Raw genomic sequence first — 25,189 nt, forward strand, 5'->3', positions numbered from 1 at the left:
TCAGAACTATCAAAATGAAAAGATGAAAAAACAACGCGATTGTAGCGTTAAATCCTGACACGGACAAATCAAGTAACCACTGATAACCCCTGCTATTTTAATAATCCGTGACTAATTCTGATAAACTTCATCCTGCGTAATCAGCGATAATACCCACGAAAAATCCCCCGTACTGACTTTTGAACCACAATAACCACATTCTGCCGCCATACTCATTTTATCCAATGGCGCGCCACAACTAGGACAACTATGCAAATCAAATTCACCCTCTGGTTTTACAATCCCCGCACGACGGATAAATGTCCAATACTCCGTAAACTTGCGCTGAGTATTCTTTGACCTCCCAATCACACTCCCTTTTTTATCCGTCACATAATCATAACAACTGGCGTAAATCCGCACAGTAATTGCCTCGTAGTAATAATCACACTCAATTTTAACGAGAATAACTTTTTGAATCGTTATTTTTTCCAGCCGATTTACCAACCCCTGTGCTTTGTATTGCTGAATCCAAAAATCATTGGTTTCATACAAACGGTCAGACAATAAATGTCGGGTTTCTTTCCAATTTTGAGCCGTCCATGCGGCATAAATGGCTAAGAAAAAGGTTTTAACAATATTCGTTTGAAAATCCCGCCAATAATCATCCCAACTACTCAGATTACGTGCATGAACAAACGCATTTTGTTGTTCAGCTAAATCAGCTTGTCGGATAGTCGCAAGCTCTGTACCTTCTTCTTCCGCATAAGTACCTAATAACGCTGCTTTAAACTGCTCATTTTCCAAAATCATGCGTCGATCTAACATCCATTGCATTGTTCCACGATGGATAACCGTTTCACAATATTCGCATTGACCACCCTCGTTAAAATGCGCAGGCGCGCCACACTGCGGACAAGTGATGCTCCGCATTTTTTCAGGCGGGGATGACTGAACACCTTTACGTCGGACTAAAAACCACGTTTCCTTAACAAGATGTCGATAGATTTGTTTTTTATCAACATAATTAATCGTGTAATTTGCCTCAATTTCAACTTTAATCCCCTCGTTTTCTGTCCATTCTCCAACATCTATAATATTCAAACTCCCCACCACAATTTCACTTACCTGTTGATTTTTATACTGTGGCTGATTCGCTTCGCTCAAAATACCTTTAGAAAAATAAGGTGTTAGCAACTGCATGTCGCTAGTTCCCCGATAACTATAATATTTATGATAAAGCGAATGTACAAAGTCTAAAAATAGAACTCGAGAAAATCCCAAATCACGCTGGCGTAAAGCGTCTAAGCGTTTATCGATACTGACTTGTTTTTTAGATAAATTCTCGCGGGTGGCTTTAGAACTCACAACTCGTTGTGAGCGTTTTTCATCCCGCTGCTGAGAGTAATAATGTATTATTATAATAATCAATATGATAAAGATAATTACTAACAACTCCGTAACATCTAAATCTGTATCAATATATCCCCCGCTACTACTACTATTACTACCCCATGAAAAACCAGATGAACGACCTGAAGAACGACTGCTTGAAGAAGAACGCCGACTCCCTGATGACCGAAAAGAAGAGCCCCCCCCCGGACGCGCTTCAGCATTACTGATGCCTAATACGGGCAAACTAATCCTGTTTACATTGGGCAGAGAAATAATATTAATGGGTGCAAGTAGGGTTAAAAATACAAGAGAAACAAGCGTTATTAGTAACCAACGTTTCATATATTTACCTCTAAATCATCAGGTAATTCATTAATATCATTTTCTATGGGGGGTAAATACTGACTAAATAAAGCCTGATGCGCCTCTAAAACCTGTAACAGCGCGTCAGCAGGATTAGGCGCGGTAAAAATCGTTTCTAGTTGCGTGTTAAATTTTTCCCACTCATCAAAAGGAATTGCTGTATAAGCGGCGTTATCGGGCAAAATATGCACCATCCGTTCAAATAACGAGAGATAGATAAAAGTCCCTGTACGATTATGCGTATTATAAATCCCTGCTTTTTGGAACAATGCCCGCGCCATGATTTCAACGCTACGCCGCATCCGTTTGCGTGGTAAACAAGCGCGGTGTAGGGCGGGAATAAACATGCTAAAAAGTGAACCTATCGTAAAAGCAGCAATTGTGCCTGTATAAATCAAATAATCCCCAAAAAACCAAGGTGAGAACATAAAAAAAGTATAAACAATAAAGCTAGTTAGCGTACCACACCACAAATTAATATCGGTATAAACTTCAGAACGTGGCTTAATAATAACAACGACCTCAACTAGAGAACGCTGTTCTATTTGCGCGATGGTATCCCACAAACGGGTTTTAAATGCGTCGTGATTAAAGTATTTAGTTAGCATAGTGTTAAATGTCGTCTGTAATAGTATATTGATTTTTTTAGTGTATTTTTAATACTTATTATTTTAGTTTATTGACGGGAATGAAAGGGGGATTTTATGAATTTTTTCAGAAATTATAATCACATTATGACAACTAATTGTATTAGTTATCGTTGAAATAAATCCGTTTTATATCTGATTTGGATTGGGTGGGGGTTAGGTGCGTTTTTTTGCACCATAACTACTTTATTTTGAAATGAATTTTTTTGGGTTATGTTGACGTGCACTAGACCTGCTTGTTATCAGGCTCAGGTATTGTTTCAATCTGTTCTTCCAAAGATTTCAAGTGTAAATAACTGACTTTTCCTTTTTTGTATCCTTTTTCTTTATCTATTTCTTTTTTAAGTTCGTTTAAAAAATTTTGTTCATCATTTATAAAGCGTTTTCCAAAATAGTTATATCTTTTAACTAATGCCTGAGATATTAGCTCTCTTAACTCTGGCTTTAAATTTAACCAAGTCTCTAAAAATTTTTCTACATTTAAATACTTAAGAACTGGCATATTATAGTTTTTATTATAAGGTTTTGATATTGGGTATAATATTTTTATAAATTCATCTGCATTTTCCTTCATCATATTCAATAGGTTCAATCTTTGAACATATTGTTTAGCTTCTTTATCTCTAACTTCACTAATTTGTTCTTTTAAATAATTAAACATTTCTCTAAACTCCTCGGTTTCTCTTGAGGAATATCCACGTCCGTCCCAACCTTCAACTGAAGATTCATTATAATCACTGATTTCTTCAAGGGTTATGTTTGCTTCAGAGAAATAATGCTTATATTTTTTTACAATCTCGTTTGAAGATTGTGAGTATAAACCTTCTTTATATAGCCTTAAAAAAATGCAGTAGATATGCAGAATTATCTGTGGTTTTGTGTAAACTCTATTTTTTAAATCATTTTCAACTTGCTCTAATATTGTCGGAAACTCCTCATCTGTTAACTTATAAAAATTCCATAACTTTACCCATGCAGGTGTTTTAGAATCACTAAACTCACTCTGTTTCTCTAGCGTTTCAGAAATATCTTTTTTAGAAATAAAACCTTTTGTAAAAAATACGTTCCAAACCTTTGCAGAAAAGATTAAATTATAAATAGATACATATGGATATTTTTTTTCTAATAGTGTTTTTTCTTCCTCTAGTTCTTTTATTAATACCTTTTCTAAATATTCAAAAAAGACCATAGATAAAGAACCTTGTTTTATTTCAAAAGAGAGTACTAAATAGATAAATAATAATTTCTTTAGAAAGGACGTATTTTCTGAAAAAAGGTTATTAGTTGTTTCAATCTCTCCATATAATCGTTCAAATTCCCAAAGTGATTGTTTAATCAATCTCAAATTATCGTATTTCGATTGACGAAATACCCCTGTAATAACCTCTCTCGCTTGATTCTGAAAAAAATCTTTTAATTTTTCTTTTTTTATTTCTAATATAAAAGTATTAATAGCATCTTCTAATATTGGTTCTGTGGTAAAAGAACGCCCGATTAACTTTTCCTTTATTCTTTTATATGCGTGTTGAACTTTATCGTCCGTTCCCGCCTTAATTTCCTCTTCATTTGCAATAATAATTGCTTTACATCCCTGATGTTCAACGAGGCTATTGATATAGCCTAAAACAACATCTAATTGAATTTTACACCGTTCTAAATCATCAAATATAAGCGTATAGCTTTTAACATCGCCCAAAAACTCAATAATTTTAGGTAATTCTGAGTTGATAGACATATCTTTTTTATCATCGCCACTAATATCAAGCTGTATAGAAGTCTTTATTAATCCTCGAAAAAGAGCCCCTCCAAACTTTGCTGTTTTTGATGCAAGTAATGGGTGCAACTCTTTAAAGAAAGTATCTGATATTTCAGAAATTGTACTTATCCCATATAAACTAACATATAAATATTTATTTGTTTTCTTTTCTTCTTTTTTCTTTTCTTCAATATATTTTTCAATAAACCATGTTTTACCACTTCCCCATTTTCCATTAAGCATTACAGCAAATTGCGGGTTATCTGACTTTAGATAACTATCTAAATATTCTTTTATATAAAAATTTGGGTCATTTTCCATCATATATCCTCTTAAAATATTTATTAATTGGCTGGATACCAAATCAGCACCCAGCCAACCTGAACCTAAACTACAGCAACAAATTCCTTTCATCCGCTAATAAATAACATAGCGTTGTCGTAAACCGTGCGGCTGCTGCGCCATCAATAACACGATGGTCATAGGATAACGATAAAGGCAACATCAGGCGGGCGACGAATTCGCCGTTTTGATAGACAGGTTTCATGGCAGATTTGGAAACGCCTAAAATTGCAACTTCTGGGGCGTTTACAATCGGGGTGAAGGCTGTGCCACCAAGACCACCGAGTGAGGAAATGGTGAAGGTCGCGCCTTGCATTTCATTTGGCGATAATTTGCCATCACGGGCTTTTTTGCTTAACTCGCCTAAATCTGCCGCAATTTCAAATAAACCCTTTCTATCCGCATTTTTCACCACAGGTACAACTAAGCCGTTTGGGGTGTCCACCGCAACACCGATATTATAGTATTGTTTTAATATCAGATTTTCTTTGCTGGGGTCTAGTGAGGCGTTGAAATCAGGGTAGGTTTTCAGCGCGTTGACGCAGGCTTTAATTAAGAAGGTTAAAAAGGTGACTTTCGCCCCGCGTTTTTCGCCTTCAGCACTCAAACTTTTACGGAAGGCTTCTAAATTGGTGATGTCTGCATCATCAAATTGGGTGACTTGTGGGACGTTAAGCCATGCGCGGTGTAGGGCGTTGCCTGAAATTTTCTTGATGCGACTGAGTGGGCGGGTTTCTATTTCGCCAAATTTGCTGAAGTCGATGGCAGGAATTTCGGGGATGCCCATACCGCCTGTGGGTGCAGTTGCAGGGGCTGTGGCTTGTTGGACAATAACGGTTGGCGGTTGATTAATCACGCCTTTAACGAAGGCTTGTATGTCTTCGTGTAGGATGCGTCCACCGCGTCCACTGCCTTGTACTTTGTTTAAATCAACACCAAGTTCGCGGGCAAATTTGCGCACGGATGGGCTGGCGTAGCTTTTGTCAACATCGGGAATGTTGAGAGGAGCTATGGGTTTGTCAGGCGTGGCAGGCAGGGCATGGGGGCGACGGGGGTCGTTGATGCCATTGCGTGCAACAGGCATGTCGGGAACAGCAGGAACATTGACGACAGGCGGGCGGGGCATGTCGGATTGTGAGGCAATGGGGGCTGTTTCTACTGCTGTGGCGGGGGTTTCCGCACCCGCGCTGGTTTCAAGGATAAGGACGGCAGAGCCTTCGGATAGGCGGTCGCCGAGTTTGATTTTTAGTTCTTTGACAATGCCTGAGTCGGAAGAAGGAACTTCCATCGTGGCTTTGTCGCTTTCTAGGGTCACAAGGGATTGTTCTTTGTTGATGGTATCGCCAACGTTGACAAGAATCTCAATGACTTGTACGTCTTTAAAGTCGCCAATATCGGGGACTAGTATTTCTTTAATTGCCATGTTTTGTTCCTCAAAAGTGGTAGGACGGCAACTTGTTCCCGTTATGGGGAACAAGTGCGAGTTGGGGGTTATACCGTCGTTGGATTGGGCTTGTCGGGATTGATGCCATATTTTTGCATGGCTTCCGTGACCTTGTTGACGGGTATATCGCCCATGTCGGCGAGTCCTTTTAAGGCGGTGATAGCGACGTAGTAGCGGTCGACTTCGAAGAAGGCGCGGAGGGCGGTGCGTCGGTCGCTACGTCCAAAGCCGTCGGTGCCAAGTACGTAGTAGGGTTGGGTAATGAAGGGGCGGAGTTGGTCGCTGAACAGTTTCATGTAGTCGGTGGCGATAACAACAGGGCCTGCACGTCCTTCTAGGCATTGGCTGATATAGGCTTGTTTGGGTTTTTGGTCGGGGTGGAGGAGATTCCAGCGTTGTGTGTCTAGTCCCTCTCGACGGAGTTCGGTGACACTGGGGACGCTCCAGATATCGGCGTGTATGCCGAAGTCTTGGGCGAGGAGTTCCGCGCCTGCGATGACTTCGCGCAGGATTGAGCCACATCCCATGAGTTGGACTTTTTTCGTGCCTTTTTTCTTAACGTCGCTTTCTTTAAGTAGATACATGCCTTTGAGGATGCCAGTGGTGTCGAGGTTGGCAGGCATGGCGGGTTGTGGGTAGTTTTCGTTTAAGGTGGTGATGTAGTAGAAAATGTTTTCTTGGTCTTTGTACATGCGCCGTAAACCGTCTTGGACGATAACAGCGAGTTCATAGCCATAAGTAGGGTCGTAGGTGACGCAGTTGGGGATGGTTTCTGCCATCAGGTGACTGTGTCCGTCTTGGTGTTGTAGGCCTTCGCCTGCAAGGGTGGTGCGTCCTGATGTACCGCCAACGAGGAAGCCACGGGCTTGGATGTCACCCGCTGCCCATGCGAGGTCGCCAATGCGTTGGAAGCCGAACATGGAATAGAAGATATAGAAGGGAATCATGTTAATGCCATGATTGCTGTAGGCAGTACCTGCGGCTATCCATGAGGAGAACGCGCCTGCTTCGTTGATACCTTCTTGTAGAATTTGCCCTTGTTTATCTTCACGATAAAACATGATTTGGTCGGCATCTTGGGGGCTGTATTTTTGCCCTTCGGAGGAGTAAATGCCGAGTTGGCGGAACATGCCTTCCATACCGAATGTGCGCGATTCATCGGGGACGATAGGCACAATGTATTTACCCAGATTTTTATCGCGGGTGAGGATGGTGAGCAGGCGGACAAATGCCATCGTTGTGGATTGTTCGCGCTCGCCACTGCCTTGTAAGACGCTTTCAAAGGCGTTGAGTTCTGGCACTTCGAGCGGGGCTGCATTGCGTCGACGGGCGGGGAGATAACCGCCAAGGGCTTCGCGTCGGGCTTTGAGGTATTGCATTTCGGGGCTGTCTTCGGCGGGGCGGTAGAAAGGCGCGTCAGCAATTTTGTCGTCAGGAATGGGAATATTGAAACGGTCACGGAATTCTTTAAGCTCTTCCGTCCCCATTTTTTTCTGTTGGTGGGTGATATTTTGGGCTTCGCCTGCACCGCCCATGCCGTAGCCTTTAATGGTTTTAGCAAGAATAACGGTGGGTTGTCCTGTGTGTTTGGTCGCGGCTGCATAAGCGGCATAGACTTTGTGCGGGTCGTGACCACCGCGATTGAGTCGCCATATATCGTCGTCGCTCATATTGGCAACCATTTCTTTGAGTTTTGGATATTTACCGAAAAAATGTTCGCGGGTATAAGCACCGCCTTTGGCTTTGTAATTCTGATATTCGCCGTCGACGGTTTCTTCCATCAATTTGACGAGTAAACCATCGGTGTCCATTGCAAAAAGTGGGTCCCAATAAGACCCCCAAATGACTTTAATGACGTTCCAACCTGAGCCACGGAAATCCGCTTCTAACTCTTGAATAATTTTGCCGTTACCGCGTACAGGACCATCTAGGCGTTGTAAGTTGCAATTGACGACAAAAACGAGGTTGTCGAGTTTTTCTCGTCCTGCGAGGGAAATCGCGCCTAAAGATTCGGGCTCGTCCATTTCGCCATCGCCCATAAATGCCCAGACTTTGCGCCCTTCATTATTGCTTAAGCCACGGTCATGTAGGTATTTCATGAAACGGGCTTGATAAATCGCCATTAGGGGACTTAAGCCCATGGAGACAGTAGGAAATTGCCAGAAATCGGGCATTAACCAAGGGTGCGGATAGGAAGATAGACCATGCTCGGAGGTAATTTCTTGGCGGAAAAACTCTAGGTTTTCTTCGGTTAAGCGTCCTTCTAAGAAGGCACGGGCGTAAACACCGGGTGCGGTGTGTCCTTGAATATAAACTAAATCACCACCGTGTTGACTGGTCGGTGCGTGGAAAAAGTGATTAAAACCAACATCATATAAAGTCGCAGAGGATGCAAAACTTGCGATGTGTCCGCCTAATTCTGTTGTTTTACGATTAGCACGGACGACCATAGCAAGGGCGTTCCAGCGAATCAGAGAACGGATATTCCATTCTAAGGCGGCATCTCCGGGACTGTGTTCCTCCAAATGGCGGGGGATGGTGTTGACATAGGCTGTATTTGCGCTGAAGGGTAAATAAGTACCTGAGCGGCGGGCTTTCTCGATTAAAGATTCGAGTAAGAAGTGCGCACGTTCAGAGCCTTCACGGGCTAATACGGCTTCTAATGCATCTAACCATTCTTGTGTTTCTTGTGGGTCTATGTCGTGGTACTCTGCCATAACAAGTCCTTCCTTAATTATTTGGGTAATAAAATAAACTCATCGCGGGCATGTAATGCACAGGATGAGGGATAGGGGGGATGCACACCTTTTGAGTGACCAAATCCCCGATTTCCTAACCTTGCCTAAAGGCGGAAATAAGGCGTTGTGTCGGTAGGATAAACAAGTGGTTATGTTAATCCTACCAATACGTCAAAACGACAATGTAGCGTGTGAATTCCTTTGGTATGTTGTGGGATTCATTATTGCTATAGACATGCTGGGATGTCTTGATTATTTATCTATTATACGATTTATCGTGTAAGAACAGAATAAACTAACCAATAATCTTGTGCTGCATAACAACATAAGGAATACCAAACGATTCAGACAGCTTTATTTTTGTCTGTTTGTATGATTTAAGGATGGGGATATTAAGCTGGGGTGTAAGAATGGTAGGTGTTGGAAGTGCTAAATAGACAAGATAGAATTTCCAGAATTATTAACCTTATTTTTGTACCTGCTAATTCTGGAAATCTTAACTTAGACATTCTGATATTTGTTGTTTTTAGCACTACCTTTTGCACAGTGGAGAATTTACTGTTACGATTTTTTAATAAAAACAAGCAAGTTTATAAACGCATTGGCATGATAACGTATTTGGTGTGTTCAATCTCTTTCGGTTTAATCAGGCAACTGGCATTTATATCACCAAAGCATAATTCAACTTCTTTGGTCATAATGGCGTTTAAAACGTCTAGTAAATACGTAACATTAAAGCCAATTTCAAAGGCTTCACCGTCATAGTCAACTTCTAGTTCTTCTTCTGCTTCTTCTTGTTCGGGGTTGCGGGCTGTAATAATGAGCCGTTGTGGATTAAAACTAAGGCGCACACCTTTATATTTTTCATTGGATAAAATGGACGCGCGTGATAGGGATTGTTTTAAAACATCGCAAGAAGTTGTTATAAATTTATCAGGATAGGCAGGAATCACGCCGCGATAATCAGGAAAACGCCCATCAATTAACTTACTGCTCAATACGATACGGTCGGCAAAAGAAAATTTTATGTAGTTATCATAGACAGAAACGGTAATTTGCGCGTCAGCATTATCATTGAGCATTCGTGCTAATTCGTTGACAGCTTTGCGCGGAATGATAACTTGCGTCGGCTCAACCCCTTCTAAGGTAAATGTTTCTTTTGCCATCGCTAAACGGTGTCCATCGGTTGCGACTACCGCTAATTCACCGGGCATTAAATCAAATAATAAACCATTTAAATAGTAGCGAACATCTTGTTGCGCCATAGAAAATTGGGTTTGCGCTAGTAAATCGCGGAGTGTGCGTTGCGCAACGGAGAATGTAAAACGTAACGTTGTTTCTGATTGTTTATCGGCGGAAAGGGTAGGAAATTCTTCTGCATTTAACGTTGATAATGTAAAACGACTGCGTCCTGATTTGATTGATACACGACTTTCTGCATCGGTTTGGATTTCAATTTGAGTGCTATCGTTTAAAGAACGGCAAATATCAAGAAATTTACGGGCAGGAATGGTGGTGCGCCCTTCTACAATCTCGTTTTCTGCATCTAAAGGGATACAGCAGGAAATTTCAATTTCTGCATCAGTTGCAGTGAGGTATAGTGTTTGCTCTTTTACCTCAACAAGGGTATTGCCTAAAATAGGCAATGTTTGACGAGGCTCAACAGCACCATTGACCATTTTTAAGGGGTTTATTAAATCTTTACGAACTATGGTTAATTTCATGAATCGTTCCTGCTGAGGCTAAGCAACTAAATCTTAAAGGAAATAAGTGATACTTATTATAAGCGTTTCATTTGGAATTCTAAATAGGGGAATTATCTTGCGCTTCAGCAAGCCGTAAATGCCATCTGTTTTAGTGTGAAAGTCTTTTTAATAAGTGACTATAGTCTTGCTGTATTTGTTGGTCGGCTGTTTTGAGTTTTGCGACTGTACGACAGCTATAAAGCACGGTGCTATGGTCACGTCCACCAAATGCGTCACCGATTTCAGGCAGGCTATGTTGAGTGAGTTCTTTTGCTAAGCTCATCGCAATTTGACGTGGTCTAGCAATTTGACGTGTTCGTTGACGTGAACGCATGGTTGAAACAGGTACTCTAAAATAGTCTGCAACCGTTTTTTGAATAATCGCTAAGGTAATTAACGCTGATTGTGCATGACTAAGCAGGTCTTTTAATGTTTCTTGTACATTCTCTAAGGTAATAACTGCGTTAGTAAAGCGTGCGGTCGCAATGATGCGGTGTAATGCACCTTCTAATTCTCTCACATTAGATTGAATATGATATGCAATAAAATAAGCCACTTCTTCAGGTAACACTGTTTGGGCAAGACGGGCTTTTGCATGAATAATGGCAACTCGAGTTTCTAAATCGGGTTGTTCTACGGCAACGGCTAGACCACAGCTAAAACGTGATTTTAAGCGTTCTTCAATTCCTTGTAGATTTTGTGGCGGACGATCACAGGTAAAAATAATTTGTTTTTGATTATCAAATAAATAATTGAATGTATGAAATAACTCTTCTTGCGATTGGGCTTTATTCATAAAAAACTGCACATCATCAATTAATAAAGTGTCAACTGATCGATAGTGCCGTTTAAATTCATTCATTTTTTTTTCATGTAAGGCTTTCACCATCTCACTCACGAATCGTTCAGAAGGAACGTATAAAACACGCGAATAGGGTTGTTTTTGTAAAATTTGATTACCAACAGCATGAATCAGATGGGTTTTACCTAAGCCAACACCACCATAAATAAATAATGGATTATAAAGACTTGGTTCAGTTGCCGCTTGTTGGGCTGAGGACAAGGCAATTTGATTTGATTTACCTGCAACAAAATGATTAAAGAGTAATTTAGGATTGAGATGATTAACAATAGGACTTATTGTCGCGGTGCTAGCTACTGTCGCTGTCGTGTTGATAACTTTCAACGTTTGCGCGGGGGGTGGACTACTGACAGAAACACGACTATTACCGACTTGCAGGGCGAGTTGAGGCGTACCATTAGGACGCAGACGAACTAACAAATCCGTGATACGCTGACTATAGTGTTGCTTTACATAATCCATAACAAAGCGATTAGGCGCAAGGAGTCGTAGAGTTTGAGCGTCTTCGAGTGCTTGTAATGGACGTATCCAAACATTAAAGTCTTGCCCTGACAACTCACGCTCTAATGTTTTTAGACACTCACTCCACAGTTTTGTGGATACCAATTTAAACCTCCAAAAATAAAATTTAAGAAACAAACAAAATGGGGTAATGAGTTTATACTGCTTACCCTGTATAATCTAGTTGTTAAATAACCTGCTATTTATTGAAAATGGTATTGATTTTATTATAAAAAAATATTTTTTCATAAAGAAATGTTGTTTAAAATTTAGCTTTTACATCAATATGATATATCGGTAAATGCTTGAGCAAATTTTTTTTTTTGACCTTCGTCTATTGACAAGGTTTTTTCAGAAAAAATACAATTGTCTGTTTAACTACTCGATTACTAGAGGGGAAATCCCATGAAAAGAACATTCCAACCCAGTCTTATTGTTCGTAAACGTCGTCACGGATTCCGTGCGCGGATGCAAACCCGTAGCGGCAGACTCATCATTAAAGCACGTCGTGCAAAAGGACGGCATCGTCTGAGTGCTTAATGGACGAGGTGCTGCATTATGCGTTTAGCCGTCAGCAACGTCTGCTAAAATCAGCCGATTTTAAAAAAGTTTTTGAAAAGTCCTATAAGTCGGGTGATCGCTATCTCACAGTGCTTGCCCGTGCCAATGGCTTTCCACAAGCTCGGCTGGGTTTAGCAATTGCTAAAAAGCAGATTAAATTGGCGGTTATGCGTAACCGCGTTAAACGTCTTGTACGTGATAGTTTTCGTCTTCATCAACACACGTTGGCGGGATTGGATTGTGTAGTATTAGCCCGACAAAACTTAGCCGACATTGATAACTCCACTCTGTTATGTTCATTAACAAAGCATTGGCGGGTGTTAGCCGCACAATGCAAAAAGTCTTGATTCTCTTGATTCAAGGCTATCGTCTTTTCATTAGCCCCTATCTAGGGCAACATTGTCGATTTCACCCAAGCTGTTCTGAATATGCCCAAATTGCCATCCGTGAACACGGCGTGCTACAGGGTTTATGGTTAGCTATTAGACGCTTGTTCCGTTGTAACCCTTGGCATGAGGGTGGTTATGACCCTGTGCCTGAGCGAAGGAAACCTGATCAACATGGATAATATCAGACTCATCCTGATTTTTACCCTGCTATTCATTTTGTTACTGATTTATCAACAATGGCAACTCGATTACGGACCAAAACCTGTAAGCACTGCACCTGTTGCAATGAATCCTTTATCGGCGAATGGTAATCCCGTTACAAATACTGCTAACGAATTGCCACCCAGCATCTTAGATAAGAGTCATCAAGCAACCGCAACTGCTTTGCCAGATGTGCCTTCAACCCAGAGCATATTGCCCCGTCAAACAGCCATTACGGTAGAAACTGATGTTTTAAAACTAGAGATTAATAGCGTTGGGGGGGATATTCGGCAAATTGCATTACCTAAATATCCTGTCAGTTTAGAAGAAGCTAATAAACCTTTTCAACTACTTAACGATACACTGCCTAATCTGTTTGTTGCACAGTCTGGTTTATTGCCCGCAGACTATGCACCTTCGCATCAAACCGTTTATCAAAGCACAGAAACGCAATACCATTTAGCTGATGGCGAACAAACCTTAAACGTTGTTTTAACATGGCACAATGCGCAAGGGATTCAAGTTGAGAAAATCTATACCTTTACACGTGGCAGTTATGTCGTACAAGTAAAACACCATGTAAAAAATAATAGCGATGCACCATGGCAAGTACGGCAATACGCGCAATTCCAACGTACCCAAGTTGCAGAAGCAGGGCAATCCAGTTTTATTCATACTTACATGGGGGGAGCAATAGCAAGCCCTAACAGTCGGTATGAAAAATTAACTTTCGCCAACATCAACGATGACAAACTGAATCAAGAAAAACGTCCAAGCTGGGCAAATGGCTGGGCGGCAATGATTCAACACTATTTTGTCAGCGCGTGGGTTCCAGATAAAGAACAACTATTTAACTACTATACCAACGTTATCAAACAAGGACAGCGGTATGTATTAGGGTTTTATGGACAACTAGAAACCATTGCCCCTAAAACAGAACACGAATTTAATCTCCAATTTTATGCAGGCCCTAAAATTCAAGACCACTTAGGCGCGCTCGCACCCGGATTGGAACTCACCGTTGATTACGGCTGGTTCTGGTTTATTTCACAACCCCTATTCTGGTTACTTTCCTTATTACACAGCTTCTTTGGTAACTGGGGCTGGGCAATTATCATTTTAACTTTAATGATTAAACTTGCCTTTTTCCATTTGTCTGCAACCAGTTACAAATCAATGGCAAACATGCGTCGTGTCCAACCCCGTTTAATGTCAATTAAAGAACGTTACGGCGATGATCGGGCAAAGATGAATCAAGCCCTCATGGACTTGTATAAAAAGGAAAAAATTAACCCTTTGGGCGGTTGTTTGCCGATTTTGGTACAAATCCCCGTGTTTATTGCTTTATATTGGGTGTTACTAGAAAGTGTAGAATTGCGTCAAGCCGATTTTATTTTATGGTTAAACGACTTATCGCGTCCTGACCCCTTCTTTGTGTTGCCTCTTATCATGGGCGCAACCATGTTATTACAGCAAAAACTTAACCCTGCGCCTATAGACCCAATGCAGCAAAAAGTGATGATGGCATTACCCTTAGTATTTACGGTATTTTTTGCCTTTTTCCCTTCAGGTTTAGTATTATATTGGGTTGTAAACAACAGCTTATCTATTGCCCAACAATGGGTTATTACGAAAAAAGTAGTTGGTGAAGTAAAACTGGATTAAGTCTCATTAAATCCATAAAAAAAGGGTGAGTGATTCACCCTTTTTTTTACCCTGTCAAATGTCACCCTATTAGCAAATATAGATAAAGTTAAAGTGTATAAGTGATAGTGTCACAAACCAAATTTGCAGAATGAATAGAATTCAAAGATAAAAATTAGCACCGTTAAATGCAGTCTCACACAGAAGAAAAAGAAAATTAATGCTAGAATCAGGGAAAAAATGAAAGGCTTATGTTTCTAACGATATTACTGTAAACCGTCATGATTGAGGACAGTTCGATGAGTAAAAAACAAATTGGTGCGTTATTACTAGTGGGTATTTTTCTACAACCCGCCCAAGCAGATACCTTGCCAGAAGTGATTAAACGCACTTTAAACAATAACCCTGATGTACTGATTACCACAAACACACGGCTTGCAGTTGACCAAGCGCTACGCCAAGCTCGCGCAAACTATTTACCTTCTATCGAATTAAATGGTGGTTATGGACGAGAAAAAAGTGACAATCCAACCACTCAAGCACAAACAGGCGGCGATAGAAGCCTAAATCGCAGTGAATTAAGTTTAACTGTGTCACAAACCTTATTTGATGGATTTAGCACACGCTATGCCGTAGAAAATCAAAGTGCGCAAGTTGAATCCGCTGCGCATCGTGTTGCAGATGTTTCAGAAATCATTGCATTACGCACGACTGAAGTCTATATCGACGTTTTTCGTCGGAAAGAACTACTCGAATTAGCAAAAGACAATTTAGTAACGCATCAAAAAACGTTAGACCAAGTGCGCGAAGTAGTAGAAAGTGGCGCAAGGGGTAAAGCCGATTTGCAACAAACGGAAAGCCGTCTAGCCCTTGCTAACTCTAATCTCATTAATGCACAAGGGAATTTACGCGACGCAGAAGCCAGCTATAAACGTGTAACAGATGAGTTGCCCAAAAACTTAGAGAAAGTTAATACAGATGCAGTTCGCCAAGCAATCCCAAGAAGTATAGAAGCCTTAATCGATCTTGCCTTACAAAATCACCCTTCCATACTCTCAGCCCAAGCAGACTTAGCCGCTGCTGAAGCCGCTTACCAACAATCTGGCGCAAATTACATGCCGCATGTTTATGTAGAATTAGGCGCGAGTAAAAACGAAAATTTAGATGGGGTTGAAGGCGACAATGATGATTTAAGTGCTATGTTAAAAATGCGTTACAACCTCTACAAAGGCGGTGCTGACAGTGCTAAACGCGCCGAAACTGCAAAACGCATCGATGTCGCAAAAGAAACACTACGCCGTAATCAACGCATTGTAGAAGAAAATGCTAAACTCGCTTGGAACAGCATGATAACCATTCGGGAACGCTTGCAATATATTCAACAACATGTTGATGCAACAAGCTTAGTTTTATCCTCATACCGTGAGCAATTTAAACTAGGACAACGCAGCCTCTTAGACGTGTTAGATTCAGAAAATGAATTATTCAGTGCGCGTTCAACCCTCACAGCGGGACAATACACTGAATTATTAAGCCTGTTTAATGTATTAGAAAGTTCAGGCATGTTATTACAAACTTTAAGTATTCCGCGTCCAACCGAAGCGGCAATACAGAAAGATTGATTAGAGCGTTATAATGCGCAATTTATTGACAGGGGCAGTTATCTGCCTATTGATGGAGTAATATGGAATCTGCACAACTGCTGACGATTGTACAAACAGCCTTAGAAGATTTAAAAGCACATGATTTAAAAGTATTAGATGTGCGTCAGTTAAGTAATGTTACCGACTACATGGTCGTTGCGACGGGGCAATCTAGCCGTCAAGTCAGTGCATTAGCCAATAATGTCGTGGAAAAGGCAAAAGCCAACGGAATGCGCCCATTAGGACAAGAAGGCTTAGACGTTGGAGAATGGGCATTGATTGATTTAGGCGATGTGGTTGTGCATGTGATGCAACCTACGGTTCGCGATTTCTATCAAATTGAAAAACTCTGGACAGAATCCGAAGCCGCCGCAAACAGCCCTTATATGCAACGATTAATGCCACATCGTTCAGCAGTATAAAAACACACAGAGCCGCGATTTCTCACGACGCTACAAAATATGGGCGAATCCATTCGCCCTTAACACAATACATCAACTTTGTTTTTGCCACACGGCGAAATATTCCAACGAATTCTGCTCTGCGGTACTCTCATAAACCAGAGTTGCTTGAATATTTAAAATATCTAGGGTTTGCCGTAAAAACGCTGCAAAATGCGGACAATCCCACACTTGTACGTTTTCCCGCCGTCGGCGCACATGCGCAAGATGTGATTGCAACTCCTCTTCTCGCCGCACATTATTAAAAACCTCTTGATGAATATGCACAAAAAAGTCTAAATATTGTGCATCGCTAACCACACACACATTATTTTGATATGCCTGTAACAATTGGCTAAATGTACTTAAATCCCGATTTTTATCAATTGAATAACGTTTATCAGGCACCGCCAAAACGACATATCCCCCTGTTTTCACAATGCGGAATAAACCACGCAAGGCCTTAATGGGATTTGCCGTATCTTCCAACACATTCGCACATATCACAAAATCAAAAGTTTTAGGTGCAAATAGTCCCAATCCATCATTATCTACATCCAACACATAATCAACATCAACCAATTCAGCAGGATTTAATTCCGTAAAAATCTGCCCCGCTTGTTCACGACTTATCACATCCGCATAGGCAATCTCGCACGATTCAGGCAACAGAGCAGGCAAATGTAATGCCCCAATTTCTAAACCATAGCCCTGCAACTGTTGATAACCTGCGTTACGATGGAGTAAAGAACCGATGGGCGGACGTTGGGGTGGTTTTCTGCCTACACGCATGGCTGTTGATGTGCTGACGGTGAAAATATCCTCTGTCAACAAAGCTTCCAAGGTAGGCGGCGGTGGTAACATAAATAGATTATCAGAAGATTCAGAAGGTAACGTTTCTGTTCCTAGCGTTGGCATAACCGCTTCTACAGTGGTATCTGTTATTGATAGCGACTGTTTTAAATACGATTTATCTCGACTATGCAAAATTGTTGGCAACAAACCCAAAACGCGCGGTGGCCAAGCTAATGCAAAATCCTCACTCACAACGGTTAAATTCGGGTTATATGCAGGGTCATTTGGCGGTTCTCCTAAATAACTGTGTTCCCACTGCTGTTTCATGTAATCCATTTCGCTTTGAAAGCGTTGAATTTTTTCTGGTGTATCTTCCTTACCACGACTAATTGATTCATGGTGATACAGCTCTGCATAAGGTGTCCACACGTTCCACAACCCTAATTTTTCCCGCACACGCAGGCAAAAATCTACATCATTAAAGGCAACGCGTAGATTGACTGCATCTAACCCATTGACTGCAAAATAGACTTCTTTCCGCATAATCATACATGCGCCAGTGACAGCAGAAAAGTTTTGTTGTAAAACAGCCCGTCCAAAATAACCCGCATCATTTTTCGGAAAATACTTATGCGAATGTCCTGCAACGCCACCCAACGCAACAATCACCCCACCATGTTGCAAGGTATTGTTTGGATACCATAAACGTGCGCCCACGACACCTACTTCAGGGCGCAGGGCTTGTCCTACCATTTCGCTTAACCAATCGGGAGAAATAACTTCTAAATCATTATTTAACAAACCAATCAACGTTCCATTTGCATATTCAGCCGCTAAATTATTAATTGCTGAATAATTAAACGCTTTTGGATACCGAATAATCCGTGCTTTACCACTATCCGCCAGCATTTGTAAATAATCTAATGTATCCGCATCGTTACTATTATTATCAACAATAATAATTTCATACGCAGGATAATCTGTTTTTGCCAAAATACTGTCGATACAAACTTTTAATACAGCTAACCCATTAAAAGTAGGAATTAATAAACTAACTAAAGGTAATTTTTCAGGTAATACATATTTCACTCGATTCGCACCTTTTAATTCAGGCGCGTCTAACACGGTTGCATTAATACCTTGAGTATCTAAATATTCTTGAATGGCTTTTTGCGCAGCAACTTGTGCGTAGGGTTTCTCATTACTACTCACGGCGGTGCTGCCTTCAATCGCTCGCCAATGGTACAACACATGCGGAATATGGCGAATTTGTGCTGTGTTCAGCAACGGTAATAAACGTAAAACTAAATCATAATCTTGCGCGCCATCGTAACCCGTGCGTAACCCACCAACTTGGTGAATTAAACTGGCGCGATAGACCGCTAAGTGATTAACAAAGTTGTAACATAAAAATAAATCAGGATTCCAATCAGGTTTAAAATGTACGTCATAGCGTTCATTTGCCGTATTAATTTTATCCTCATCGGAATACCACAACATCGCTGACGGATTTTCTAAAATATCTTTTGCCATCCAAAATAGCGCGTGTTCGGCTAAGGTATCATCATGGTCCATAAATGCGATGAATTCGCCCGTTGCGAGGGCTAACGCGCTATTGCTTGCCGCAGAAATATGTCCATTTTCAGTCCGATAAACGACTTTAATACGCGCATCCTGTGCGGCATATTCGGCCAATACCTCGCGTACAGAGGCGTTAGGTGAAGCATCATCGGCAATACACAATTCCCAATGCGGATAAATCTGTGCTTGTACGGATTCAATCGCATCCCGTAAAAAGGCTTCGGGCGGGTTGTAGGTTGGCATCACAATAGAAATTAACGGCGGGTTAATCCATTGCGCAACAAACTGTTTTGCCTGTTCAATTAAGGTGGGCGTTAATTCATCATAAGTAGAAAACCAACGGGCATAATCACGCGGATTGTCCACCGTTTCTTGAAAACTCAATACTGCATTTTGTGTTTGAAACCGTGACCGCCAGTCGGCAATTTCCATTAACACCCGCTGAATGCTATCTTTTGCCGTGAGTCCTTGTTTTTTTAGCATAAGTGTTAGCAACATATTCGTTGCTGTATTGCCAATTTTCCACGTCAGCGAGTTAAAAGTTGCTTGAATATTAACGCCTAATGAATTTACCCAGTGATTTAAACGTTCCAGATGATGCGTTTGACGACGATTATTTGCTGTTAATTCGCCGATGGTTTGGTCTTGTTGTTTATAACGCTGTTGTAGCGTGCGATAATTCACTTGTAACTTATCAAGTAGTTGTTTTACCTGCATTAACTGGCTTTGGTAACGCTCGTGCAAGTCGTTCAGACATTGTTGCAAGTGGTTTAATTCTGTTTGATGTTGGGTATGCGCTGTTTGTTTTTCTTCTTGTTGGACGATGTCACGCGTTTGTAATTTAGCAATAAACTCAGCTTGTTGCTGAATGTAGTTATCTTTCTCTGTTATCGCTTGTTTTAACGTTTGTAACCCTTGTTGTTGCTGAGAAATTATCTGGTTTAACCGCGTAATTTCTTGTTCTAACGTATATATACGCTGTTCTAAACACTGCACGGTGTCTTGGCTATCTTGCAAACTGGCTACATGCTTGGCAATGGCTATTTGTTGCTGAATCGCTTGTGCTTCTGCATTTTCCTGCTGTGTTTCATAGGCTTGTAATTCATCGCTTGCCCCATGTGATAACAAAGGAATGGGTTTGACAAAAATACTGTTATCTTCAAACCATTGCAGTAGTTGCCATTGACAATAATTCACATACCCGCGTTGTAGCGTACTATCTCCTTGTTGGCGATATAATTGTGGGTCAATAAATGCCAATACTTCGCGGTCTGTGGGTAAATGTAAGCCTTGAACACCTAAGTTGCTTAATTGTGCATACAAGGCTTGAACTGTTGCGACAGGTTCACGCATTAAATGCTCATAAGAAACAATGAGTCGTGGTAAACCTTGTGTTGCTTGTAACGCATGTAATGTGTATTTTTCCCATAAAGCAAGCCCAGCGGGAATGCTGATGCCATCCCGTTTTTGTAAGGATTGCGCAACTTGAATCGGACTGCGATGTACAAACAAAAATACGGGAACTTCTAACAATGGCAACCAAACGGGCAAGGTGATGGCTAAACGTGGGTCTTTTATCATCCATGGACGATAACTGTCTAACCCTGCAATAATTTCTTGCACTGCAGGTTTAAAACGGCTCACAATGTCAGGCGTAACCTGTTCGGCACTAAAAGTGCTGATTCTGTCCCATTCCAAGCCCATTGCCTGCATAATCTCTTCGTTGGTATGCACGACATCCCACCGCTCCCAATAGCCTTTAGGATTATCTTCGGTGGCGGGTAACGCGGATTTAGTGGGGGAGCTGCTTTTCTCGGGGGCGAAATAAGCCCCCATCATATTTAGCAAACGCGCGACGCTAGACGTACCCGCACGGTGCATACCTAAAACAATCAGTTGCACGAGTAATAACTCCTCAATCAATAACATGAAATGCTGTGCATTGTACGTGAAAGCAAGGGATGTGGGCAGTGCCTAATCCGCTCATTTAGGATTGTCTTTTCTCGGCTAATTTTACGCGCTGTTCTGCCTCATTTTGTAATGTAATGAGTGATTTATCTTCAAAACCTTGTGTATATTTAATAACTAACGCAGCTAGGGCTTGAATGTGTAAATCATCCGCATTTAAGGCGGGAATGTAATGAAAGGTTTCACCGCCATTTTGTAAAAATAATGCCCGATTTTCTATATCAATTTCTTCTAATGTTTCTAAACAATCTACGGAAAAACCTGCACAGATAACCGCAACCCGTTTAACACCTGTTTTTGCTAAATGAATTAAGGTTTCGTCGGTGTATGGTTTTAGCCATTCCTCGCGCCCAAAACGGGACTGAAACACAACTTGCCATTGCGCTTCCGTCAATCCCAATTGTTCCGCCACTAAACGCGCTGTTTTATAGCATTCGCAATGATACGGGTCGCCTGATAAGAAAAAACGTTTTGGAATCCCATGAAAAGAAAATAATAATTTATCGGGCTGTCCATGTGTTGCCCAATGGGTTTGAATGCTGTTTGCGAGTGCGTGAATATAAGGAGGGAAATCATGATAATGCGTAATAAAATGAATATCGGGTATCCAACGCCATGTTTTTAGTGCATCGCCAAGCGCATCAAACGTAGAACCTGTTGATGCAGATGAATATTGTGGATAAAGCGGTAAGCAAAGAATACGTTGTGCCTGTGCTTGACGCAATTGTTCTAATCCTGCGGCAATAGAGGGGTTTCCATAACGCATTCCCATCGCAACGACAACGGGAGATTGAAATTTTTCCGCTAAAATCGCTTGTAATTTATCAACTTGAATATAGCTGGTAGCAAGCAAAGGAGAGCCTGCATCTGTCCAAATTTGTTGATATTTTTTAGCCGATTTTGCAGGACGGGTACGTAAAATAATCCCATGTAAAATAAACCACCACAACCAGCGTGGTAACTCAGTAATACGCGGGTCGGCAAGAAACTCGGCTAAATAACGACGCAATGCGGGGGCTGTCGGCGCATCGGGCGTGCCTAAGTTCATTAGTAAAACGCCTGTCGTTGGAATCGTATTGTGATTATAATTGGTTGTATTTAAGTAGCTTTTCATTGTTATGTTGAATATATGGTTGGTTATAAAAGTGGTAAAACTTAAGTTTGTCTTTAAATGCAGCGAATGCAAGAGATTTTACGAGTTTTGATTTAAATAGTTTTTATATAATCGAGAAAAAATTTAATGATTACCTATATTATCTGCTAAAGCGAATATATAATGCACAAACCTTCTTTTTACAAATGGCAAGCTGATTCATTATGAATCCACACTCTACAGCGATTCAACAAGCAAATTCTGACCCGTTAGGCATTTTCGGACGTTATTTAACCCTATGGGTTGCGCTTTGCATTATTATCGGCATTTTTTTGGGCAATGTGTTTCCTGCGCTTTTCAGGCTAATTAGTTATATAGAACTGAGCCATATCAATTTAGTGGTTGCGGTGCTGATATGGATTATGATTTACCCCATGATGGTTAATGTGGACTTTAACGCACTCAAACATATTGGTGAACGCCCTAAAGGCTTGATTATTACCTCTATTACTAATTGGCTTATTAAGCCTTTTACGATGGCTTTATTAGGCATGTTCTTTTTTAACATTTTATTTAAATATTGGGTAAGCCCTGAAAATGCTAAAGAATATATTGCTGGAATGATACTACTAGGTGCAGCCCCTTGTACTGCAATGGTTTTTGTCTGGAGTCAATTAACCCGTGGCGATGCGACTTATACATTGGTACAGGTTTCTTTAAATGATTTAATTATGGTTTTTGCCTACGCGCCAATCGTCGCTTTTTTACTTGGTATGAGTGATATTATTGTTCCATGGGAAACCTTGTTATTATCCATACTGTTGTATGTTGTTATTCCACTTATTGCAGGTTATTTCACCCGCGTTCGCCTTATGCAACAAGGTGATGAACAACAAATTAATCAATTGACTGAGAAGCTCAAACCACTGACTATTATTGGTTTACTCTTAACCGTTGTATTATTGTTTGGTTTTCAAGGGCAAACCATTTTATCAGAGCCGTTTATTATCTTCTTGATTGCAATTCCTTTAACAATTCAAAGTGTAGGGGTTGCAGGTATTGCCTATTATTGGGCTTGGTTATGGCGTGTCCCTTTAAATATTACCGCGCCTGTTACCTTGATAGGTTCATCTAATTTCTTTGAATTGGCCGTTGCTGTGGCGATTAGTTTATTTGGATTACAATCAGGTGCGGCACTGGCAACTGTGGTTGGAGTCTTGGTAGAAGTACCTGTTATGCTTTTTGTTGTTTATTTGGTCAATAAAAATGCCGATTGGTACACGCGGAGCATTACATCATGAGTTTACGGGTTGTTTTTGTTTGCATTCATAATAGTGCGCGTAGCCAAATGGCGGAGGCATGGTTTAATCATCTCGCGTTACCCGCCTATCATGCGGAAAGTGCGGGTATTGAAGCGGGGCAATTAAATCCTTTGGTTATACAAGCCATGCAAGAAGTGGGTATTGATTTAAGCCAGAAAACCACGCAAACCGTTGATGCCGTGATAACAGCAGGTAACTGTTTTGATTATGCTATCACGGTTTGTGACGAAACCAGTGCCGAGCGTTGCCCTATTTTTCCTGCAAAAACCCAGAGAATTCATTGGAATTTCCCCGACCCTTCGCGTTTTACAGGAACAGACGCAGAAAAATTGCAGCAAATACGTGAAATCCGTGATGCAATTAAAAGACAAGTACAAGCCTTTATTGCAACAGGTTTAAAATCTGTGTCCGCATAAATACGGATATTGCTGTTCTAAACGGGGGCTATCTGTTTTTCGGTAGTGGTAAATGGCTCACTCCTCTTTGATAAAAGGGGATTTATTTTAAAAGACTTATCTGAATCATAACTCACTGAATTAAGCAGATTATTAAAGACGAAAAATGAATGCTTTTAAGTTCTGTCAATTCCGTCAATTTTGATTCAGACAATATTGATATTTAAGGCTTGTCTGAATTAGTCTTACTTAAGACTAGAAAATCAATCCTATTCATGCTTTATCTTTATAAGTCAAAAATTTGTAGATGAATCTCTTCTAATGCAAGCGCGATACGATTTCGTAAGGTATCAATGGGTGAAACTGCAATATCCATAAAGACGACGCGCGCATGATGTAACGGTACGTTTCGCTCGATAATGCTAATAATGCCTTTATTTCCCAAACTGTCGATATAACTATCGTATAAAACTTTATCTGTGGGTACGGTTTTTATTCCTTTGGATTCTTCACTATCAATGCCTAACTCGGGCAGTTGTAAATAAGTAATGCCTAATTCAGCACAGTTGGTGCTAAGGCTTTCTTTATTAAAAGCAAAGTCGCTACTAATGGCGTTGCGACGAATATCAACCAAAACGCTGACGTTGGCTAGTCGTAACAACTCGCTGACTTGTTCCCATGTTCGTTGTGCATAGCCCATGGTGAAATGTTGATAATTTTGTAGTCCCATGCGTTGATAATTCCACATTAATTTGGCGTGAAATTGCGCGTTAATCGAGAGGTTTGTGGCTTCTTTTTTGGTGGGTGTTGATGGTGTATATTGTGGTAATTCAACAGTTTCTTGAGATTCTTCTTGTTTAATAATCGCATTAACGGCTTGTTTTACTTGTTTAGACGTTGGTTTTCCATCGGGTGACATTTCTACCGCTTTCTGCCACGCTTGGCGTTGTTTTTCGGGTTCTAACTTAGCCAACGGACGGGCTTGCGCTTCATTATGTGGAACAGTTAAACCGACAGGACGTAAATTTTCTGTCACTTCGAAGGCTTGAATCAGCCTGTCTGCTTGTCGTCTAACAAAGCCCCATTTTTCTTGACAATACTCTTCAAAACTGTTGAATTCAGCACGGTATAAACGTTTATCCCGAATCGTCAATAAGGCTTCGCCAATATCGTAAAAGGTTTGTAAGCCTTCTTTAACAATCGCTTCATGTTGTGCAAATTCTTGAAATTCATTAGGGCTTAAGGGTGTATTTATTTGTTCAATGCGTTGTGTCATAAGTATCTTAATAAAAAAATTATGGGCGGAAAAAATGCTAGAGGATAGCTAACTATTTGTAATAATTCATTTTATCATAGACTGGCAGAAAACTTGCGTAGTATTTTAA

The 25,189-nt window shown here is 40.8% G+C and carries 18 protein-coding genes; 8 read left to right on the forward strand and 10 right to left on the reverse strand.

All coding sequences use genetic code 11. From position 1 onward, the window contains the following. Nucleotides 1-111: 111 nt before the first annotated feature. From AL038_RS00865 to dnaA, 7 genes are all read right to left on the reverse strand, one after another. On the reverse strand, nt 112-1,716 hold the full coding sequence (locus tag AL038_RS00865) for a Tim44 domain-containing protein (protein WP_062147635.1): 1,605 nt from the start codon (nt 1,714-1,716) through the stop codon (nt 112-114). Next, nucleotides 1,713-2,345 carry a TPM domain-containing protein gene (locus AL038_RS00870; protein ID WP_062147639.1) on the reverse strand — a complete coding sequence of 211 codons (633 nt, stop codon included), beginning with the start codon at nt 2,343-2,345 and terminating at the stop codon, nt 1,713-1,715. The genes AL038_RS00865 and AL038_RS00870 overlap by 4 nt, the downstream gene beginning before the upstream one ends. A gap of 265 nt (nt 2,346-2,610) precedes the next feature. Continuing rightward, complete coding sequence (locus AL038_RS00875) at nt 2,611-4,554, reverse strand: P-loop NTPase fold protein (protein WP_083991377.1); 1,944 nt, start codon at nt 4,552-4,554, stop codon at nt 2,611-2,613. Continuing rightward, nucleotides 4,532-5,905, reverse strand: a complete 1,374-nt coding sequence (gene aceF / locus AL038_RS00880; protein ID WP_062147644.1) for a dihydrolipoyllysine-residue acetyltransferase — start codon at nt 5,903-5,905, stop codon at nt 4,532-4,534. Before aceF ends, AL038_RS00875 begins: the two co-directional genes overlap by 23 nt. Nucleotides 5,906-5,973: 68 nt before the next feature. Then, nucleotides 5,974-8,643, reverse strand: a complete 2,670-nt coding sequence (gene aceE, locus AL038_RS00885; protein WP_062147647.1) for a pyruvate dehydrogenase (acetyl-transferring), homodimeric type — start codon at nt 8,641-8,643, stop codon at nt 5,974-5,976. 611 nt (nt 8,644-9,254) lie between these two features. Then, nucleotides 9,255-10,388, reverse strand: coding sequence for a DNA polymerase III subunit beta (gene dnaN / locus AL038_RS00890; protein ID WP_062147649.1), 1,134 nt, complete (start codon nt 10,386-10,388; stop codon nt 9,255-9,257). A 130-nt stretch (nt 10,389-10,518) separates the two neighbouring features. Continuing rightward, complete coding sequence (gene dnaA, locus AL038_RS00895) at nt 10,519-11,877, reverse strand: chromosomal replication initiator protein DnaA (protein ID WP_062147651.1); 1,359 nt, start codon at nt 11,875-11,877, stop codon at nt 10,519-10,521. A gap of 300 nt (nt 11,878-12,177) precedes the next feature. Here dnaA and rpmH point away from each other — a divergent pair, with 300 nt between their 5' ends. The 6 genes from rpmH to rsfS all read left to right on the forward strand — a co-directional run bounded on the left by rpmH (nt 12,178) and on the right by rsfS (nt 16,632). Then, complete coding sequence (gene rpmH, locus AL038_RS00900) at nt 12,178-12,312, forward strand: 50S ribosomal protein L34 (protein ID WP_062147653.1); 135 nt, start codon at nt 12,178-12,180, stop codon at nt 12,310-12,312. Then, on the forward strand, nt 12,312-12,680 hold the full coding sequence (rnpA, locus tag AL038_RS00905) for a ribonuclease P protein component (RefSeq protein ID WP_062147655.1): 369 nt from the start codon (nt 12,312-12,314) through the stop codon (nt 12,678-12,680). Before rpmH ends, rnpA begins: the two co-directional genes overlap by 1 nt. Beyond that, nucleotides 12,665-12,901, forward strand: a complete 237-nt coding sequence (gene yidD / locus AL038_RS00910; RefSeq protein ID WP_062147657.1) for a membrane protein insertion efficiency factor YidD — start codon at nt 12,665-12,667, stop codon at nt 12,899-12,901. Before rnpA ends, yidD begins: the two co-directional genes overlap by 16 nt. After that, entirely contained in the window at nt 12,894-14,588 is a 1,695-nt protein-coding gene (yidC, locus tag AL038_RS00915; protein WP_062147659.1) for a membrane protein insertase YidC, read from the forward strand. Before yidD ends, yidC begins: the two co-directional genes overlap by 8 nt. Before the next feature lie 278 nt (nt 14,589-14,866). Further along, entirely contained in the window at nt 14,867-16,189 is a 1,323-nt protein-coding gene (locus AL038_RS00920) for a TolC family outer membrane protein (protein WP_062147662.1), read from the forward strand. Nucleotides 16,190-16,251: 62 nt separating this feature from the next. Then, nucleotides 16,252-16,632, forward strand: a complete 381-nt coding sequence (rsfS, locus tag AL038_RS00925; RefSeq protein WP_062147665.1) for a ribosome silencing factor — start codon at nt 16,252-16,254, stop codon at nt 16,630-16,632. A gap of 72 nt (nt 16,633-16,704) precedes the next feature. Here the strand turns inward: rsfS and AL038_RS00930 are convergent, their stop codons facing one another. Together AL038_RS00930 and hemH are read right to left on the reverse strand one after the other, a co-directional pair. After that, nucleotides 16,705-20,928: a glycosyltransferase gene (locus tag AL038_RS00930; protein ID WP_161575406.1), complete on the reverse strand. Its 4,224-nt coding sequence runs from the start codon at nt 20,926-20,928 to the stop codon at nt 16,705-16,707. An 85-nt stretch (nt 20,929-21,013) separates the two neighbouring features. Then, nucleotides 21,014-22,108 carry a ferrochelatase gene (gene hemH / locus AL038_RS00935; RefSeq protein ID WP_062147671.1) on the reverse strand — a complete coding sequence of 365 codons (1,095 nt, stop codon included), beginning with the start codon at nt 22,106-22,108 and terminating at the stop codon, nt 21,014-21,016. A gap of 203 nt (nt 22,109-22,311) precedes the next feature. Between hemH and arsB the strand changes: the two genes are divergently transcribed. Together arsB and AL038_RS00945 are read left to right on the forward strand one after the other, a co-directional pair. Next, nucleotides 22,312-23,388: an ACR3 family arsenite efflux transporter gene (gene arsB, locus AL038_RS00940; protein WP_062147674.1), complete on the forward strand. Its 1,077-nt coding sequence runs from the start codon at nt 22,312-22,314 to the stop codon at nt 23,386-23,388. Next, nucleotides 23,385-23,825, forward strand: coding sequence for an arsenate reductase ArsC (locus AL038_RS00945; RefSeq protein WP_062147677.1), 441 nt, complete (start codon nt 23,385-23,387; stop codon nt 23,823-23,825). The genes arsB and AL038_RS00945 overlap by 4 nt, the downstream gene beginning before the upstream one ends. Nucleotides 23,826-24,090: 265 nt before the next feature. Here AL038_RS00945 and AL038_RS00950 read toward each other — a convergent pair whose 3' ends face one another. Then, a complete protein-coding gene (locus AL038_RS00950; protein WP_062147680.1) occupies nt 24,091-25,080 on the reverse strand; it encodes a DUF488 domain-containing protein in 990 nt (329 codons plus the stop codon). Between the last annotated feature and the right edge of the window lie 109 nt (nt 25,081-25,189).

Source organism: Beggiatoa leptomitoformis (genome assembly GCF_001305575.3).
In the GTDB taxonomy this organism is placed as follows: domain Bacteria; phylum Pseudomonadota; class Gammaproteobacteria; order Beggiatoales; family Beggiatoaceae; genus Beggiatoa; species Beggiatoa leptomitoformis.

What these genes read in the sequence shown, in the direction of transcription:
- AL038_RS00950 (WP_062147680.1), bottom strand. Translation starts at nt 25,080, where the DNA reads ATGACACAACGCATTGAACAAATAAATACACCCTTAAGCCCTAATGAA.
- hemH (WP_062147671.1), bottom strand. Translation starts at nt 22,108, where the DNA reads ATGAAAAGCTACTTAAATACAACCAATTATAATCACAATACGATTCCA.
- aceF (WP_062147644.1), bottom strand. Translation starts at nt 5,905, where the DNA reads ATGGCAATTAAAGAAATACTAGTCCCCGATATTGGCGACTTTAAAGAC.
- dnaN (WP_062147649.1), bottom strand. Translation starts at nt 10,388, where the DNA reads ATGAAATTAACCATAGTTCGTAAAGATTTAATAAACCCCTTAAAAATG.
- AL038_RS00920 (WP_062147662.1), top strand. Translation starts at nt 14,867, where the DNA reads ATGAGTAAAAAACAAATTGGTGCGTTATTACTAGTGGGTATTTTTCTA.
- AL038_RS00870 (WP_062147639.1), bottom strand. Translation starts at nt 2,345, where the DNA reads ATGCTAACTAAATACTTTAATCACGACGCATTTAAAACCCGTTTGTGG.
- yidD (WP_062147657.1), top strand. Translation starts at nt 12,665, where the DNA reads ATGCAAAAAGTCTTGATTCTCTTGATTCAAGGCTATCGTCTTTTCATT.
- rpmH (WP_062147653.1), top strand. Translation starts at nt 12,178, where the DNA reads ATGAAAAGAACATTCCAACCCAGTCTTATTGTTCGTAAACGTCGTCAC.
- AL038_RS00945 (WP_062147677.1), top strand. Translation starts at nt 23,385, where the DNA reads ATGAGTTTACGGGTTGTTTTTGTTTGCATTCATAATAGTGCGCGTAGC.
- AL038_RS00875 (WP_083991377.1), bottom strand. Translation starts at nt 4,554, where the DNA reads ATGAAAGGAATTTGTTGCTGTAGTTTAGGTTCAGGTTGGCTGGGTGCT.
- yidC (WP_062147659.1), top strand. Translation starts at nt 12,894, where the DNA reads ATGGATAATATCAGACTCATCCTGATTTTTACCCTGCTATTCATTTTG.
- aceE (WP_062147647.1), bottom strand. Translation starts at nt 8,643, where the DNA reads ATGGCAGAGTACCACGACATAGACCCACAAGAAACACAAGAATGGTTA.
- rsfS (WP_062147665.1), top strand. Translation starts at nt 16,252, where the DNA reads ATGGAATCTGCACAACTGCTGACGATTGTACAAACAGCCTTAGAAGAT.
- AL038_RS00865 (WP_062147635.1), bottom strand. Translation starts at nt 1,716, where the DNA reads ATGAAACGTTGGTTACTAATAACGCTTGTTTCTCTTGTATTTTTAACC.
- rnpA (WP_062147655.1), top strand. Translation starts at nt 12,312, where the DNA reads ATGGACGAGGTGCTGCATTATGCGTTTAGCCGTCAGCAACGTCTGCTA.
- arsB (WP_062147674.1), top strand. Translation starts at nt 22,312, where the DNA reads ATGAATCCACACTCTACAGCGATTCAACAAGCAAATTCTGACCCGTTA.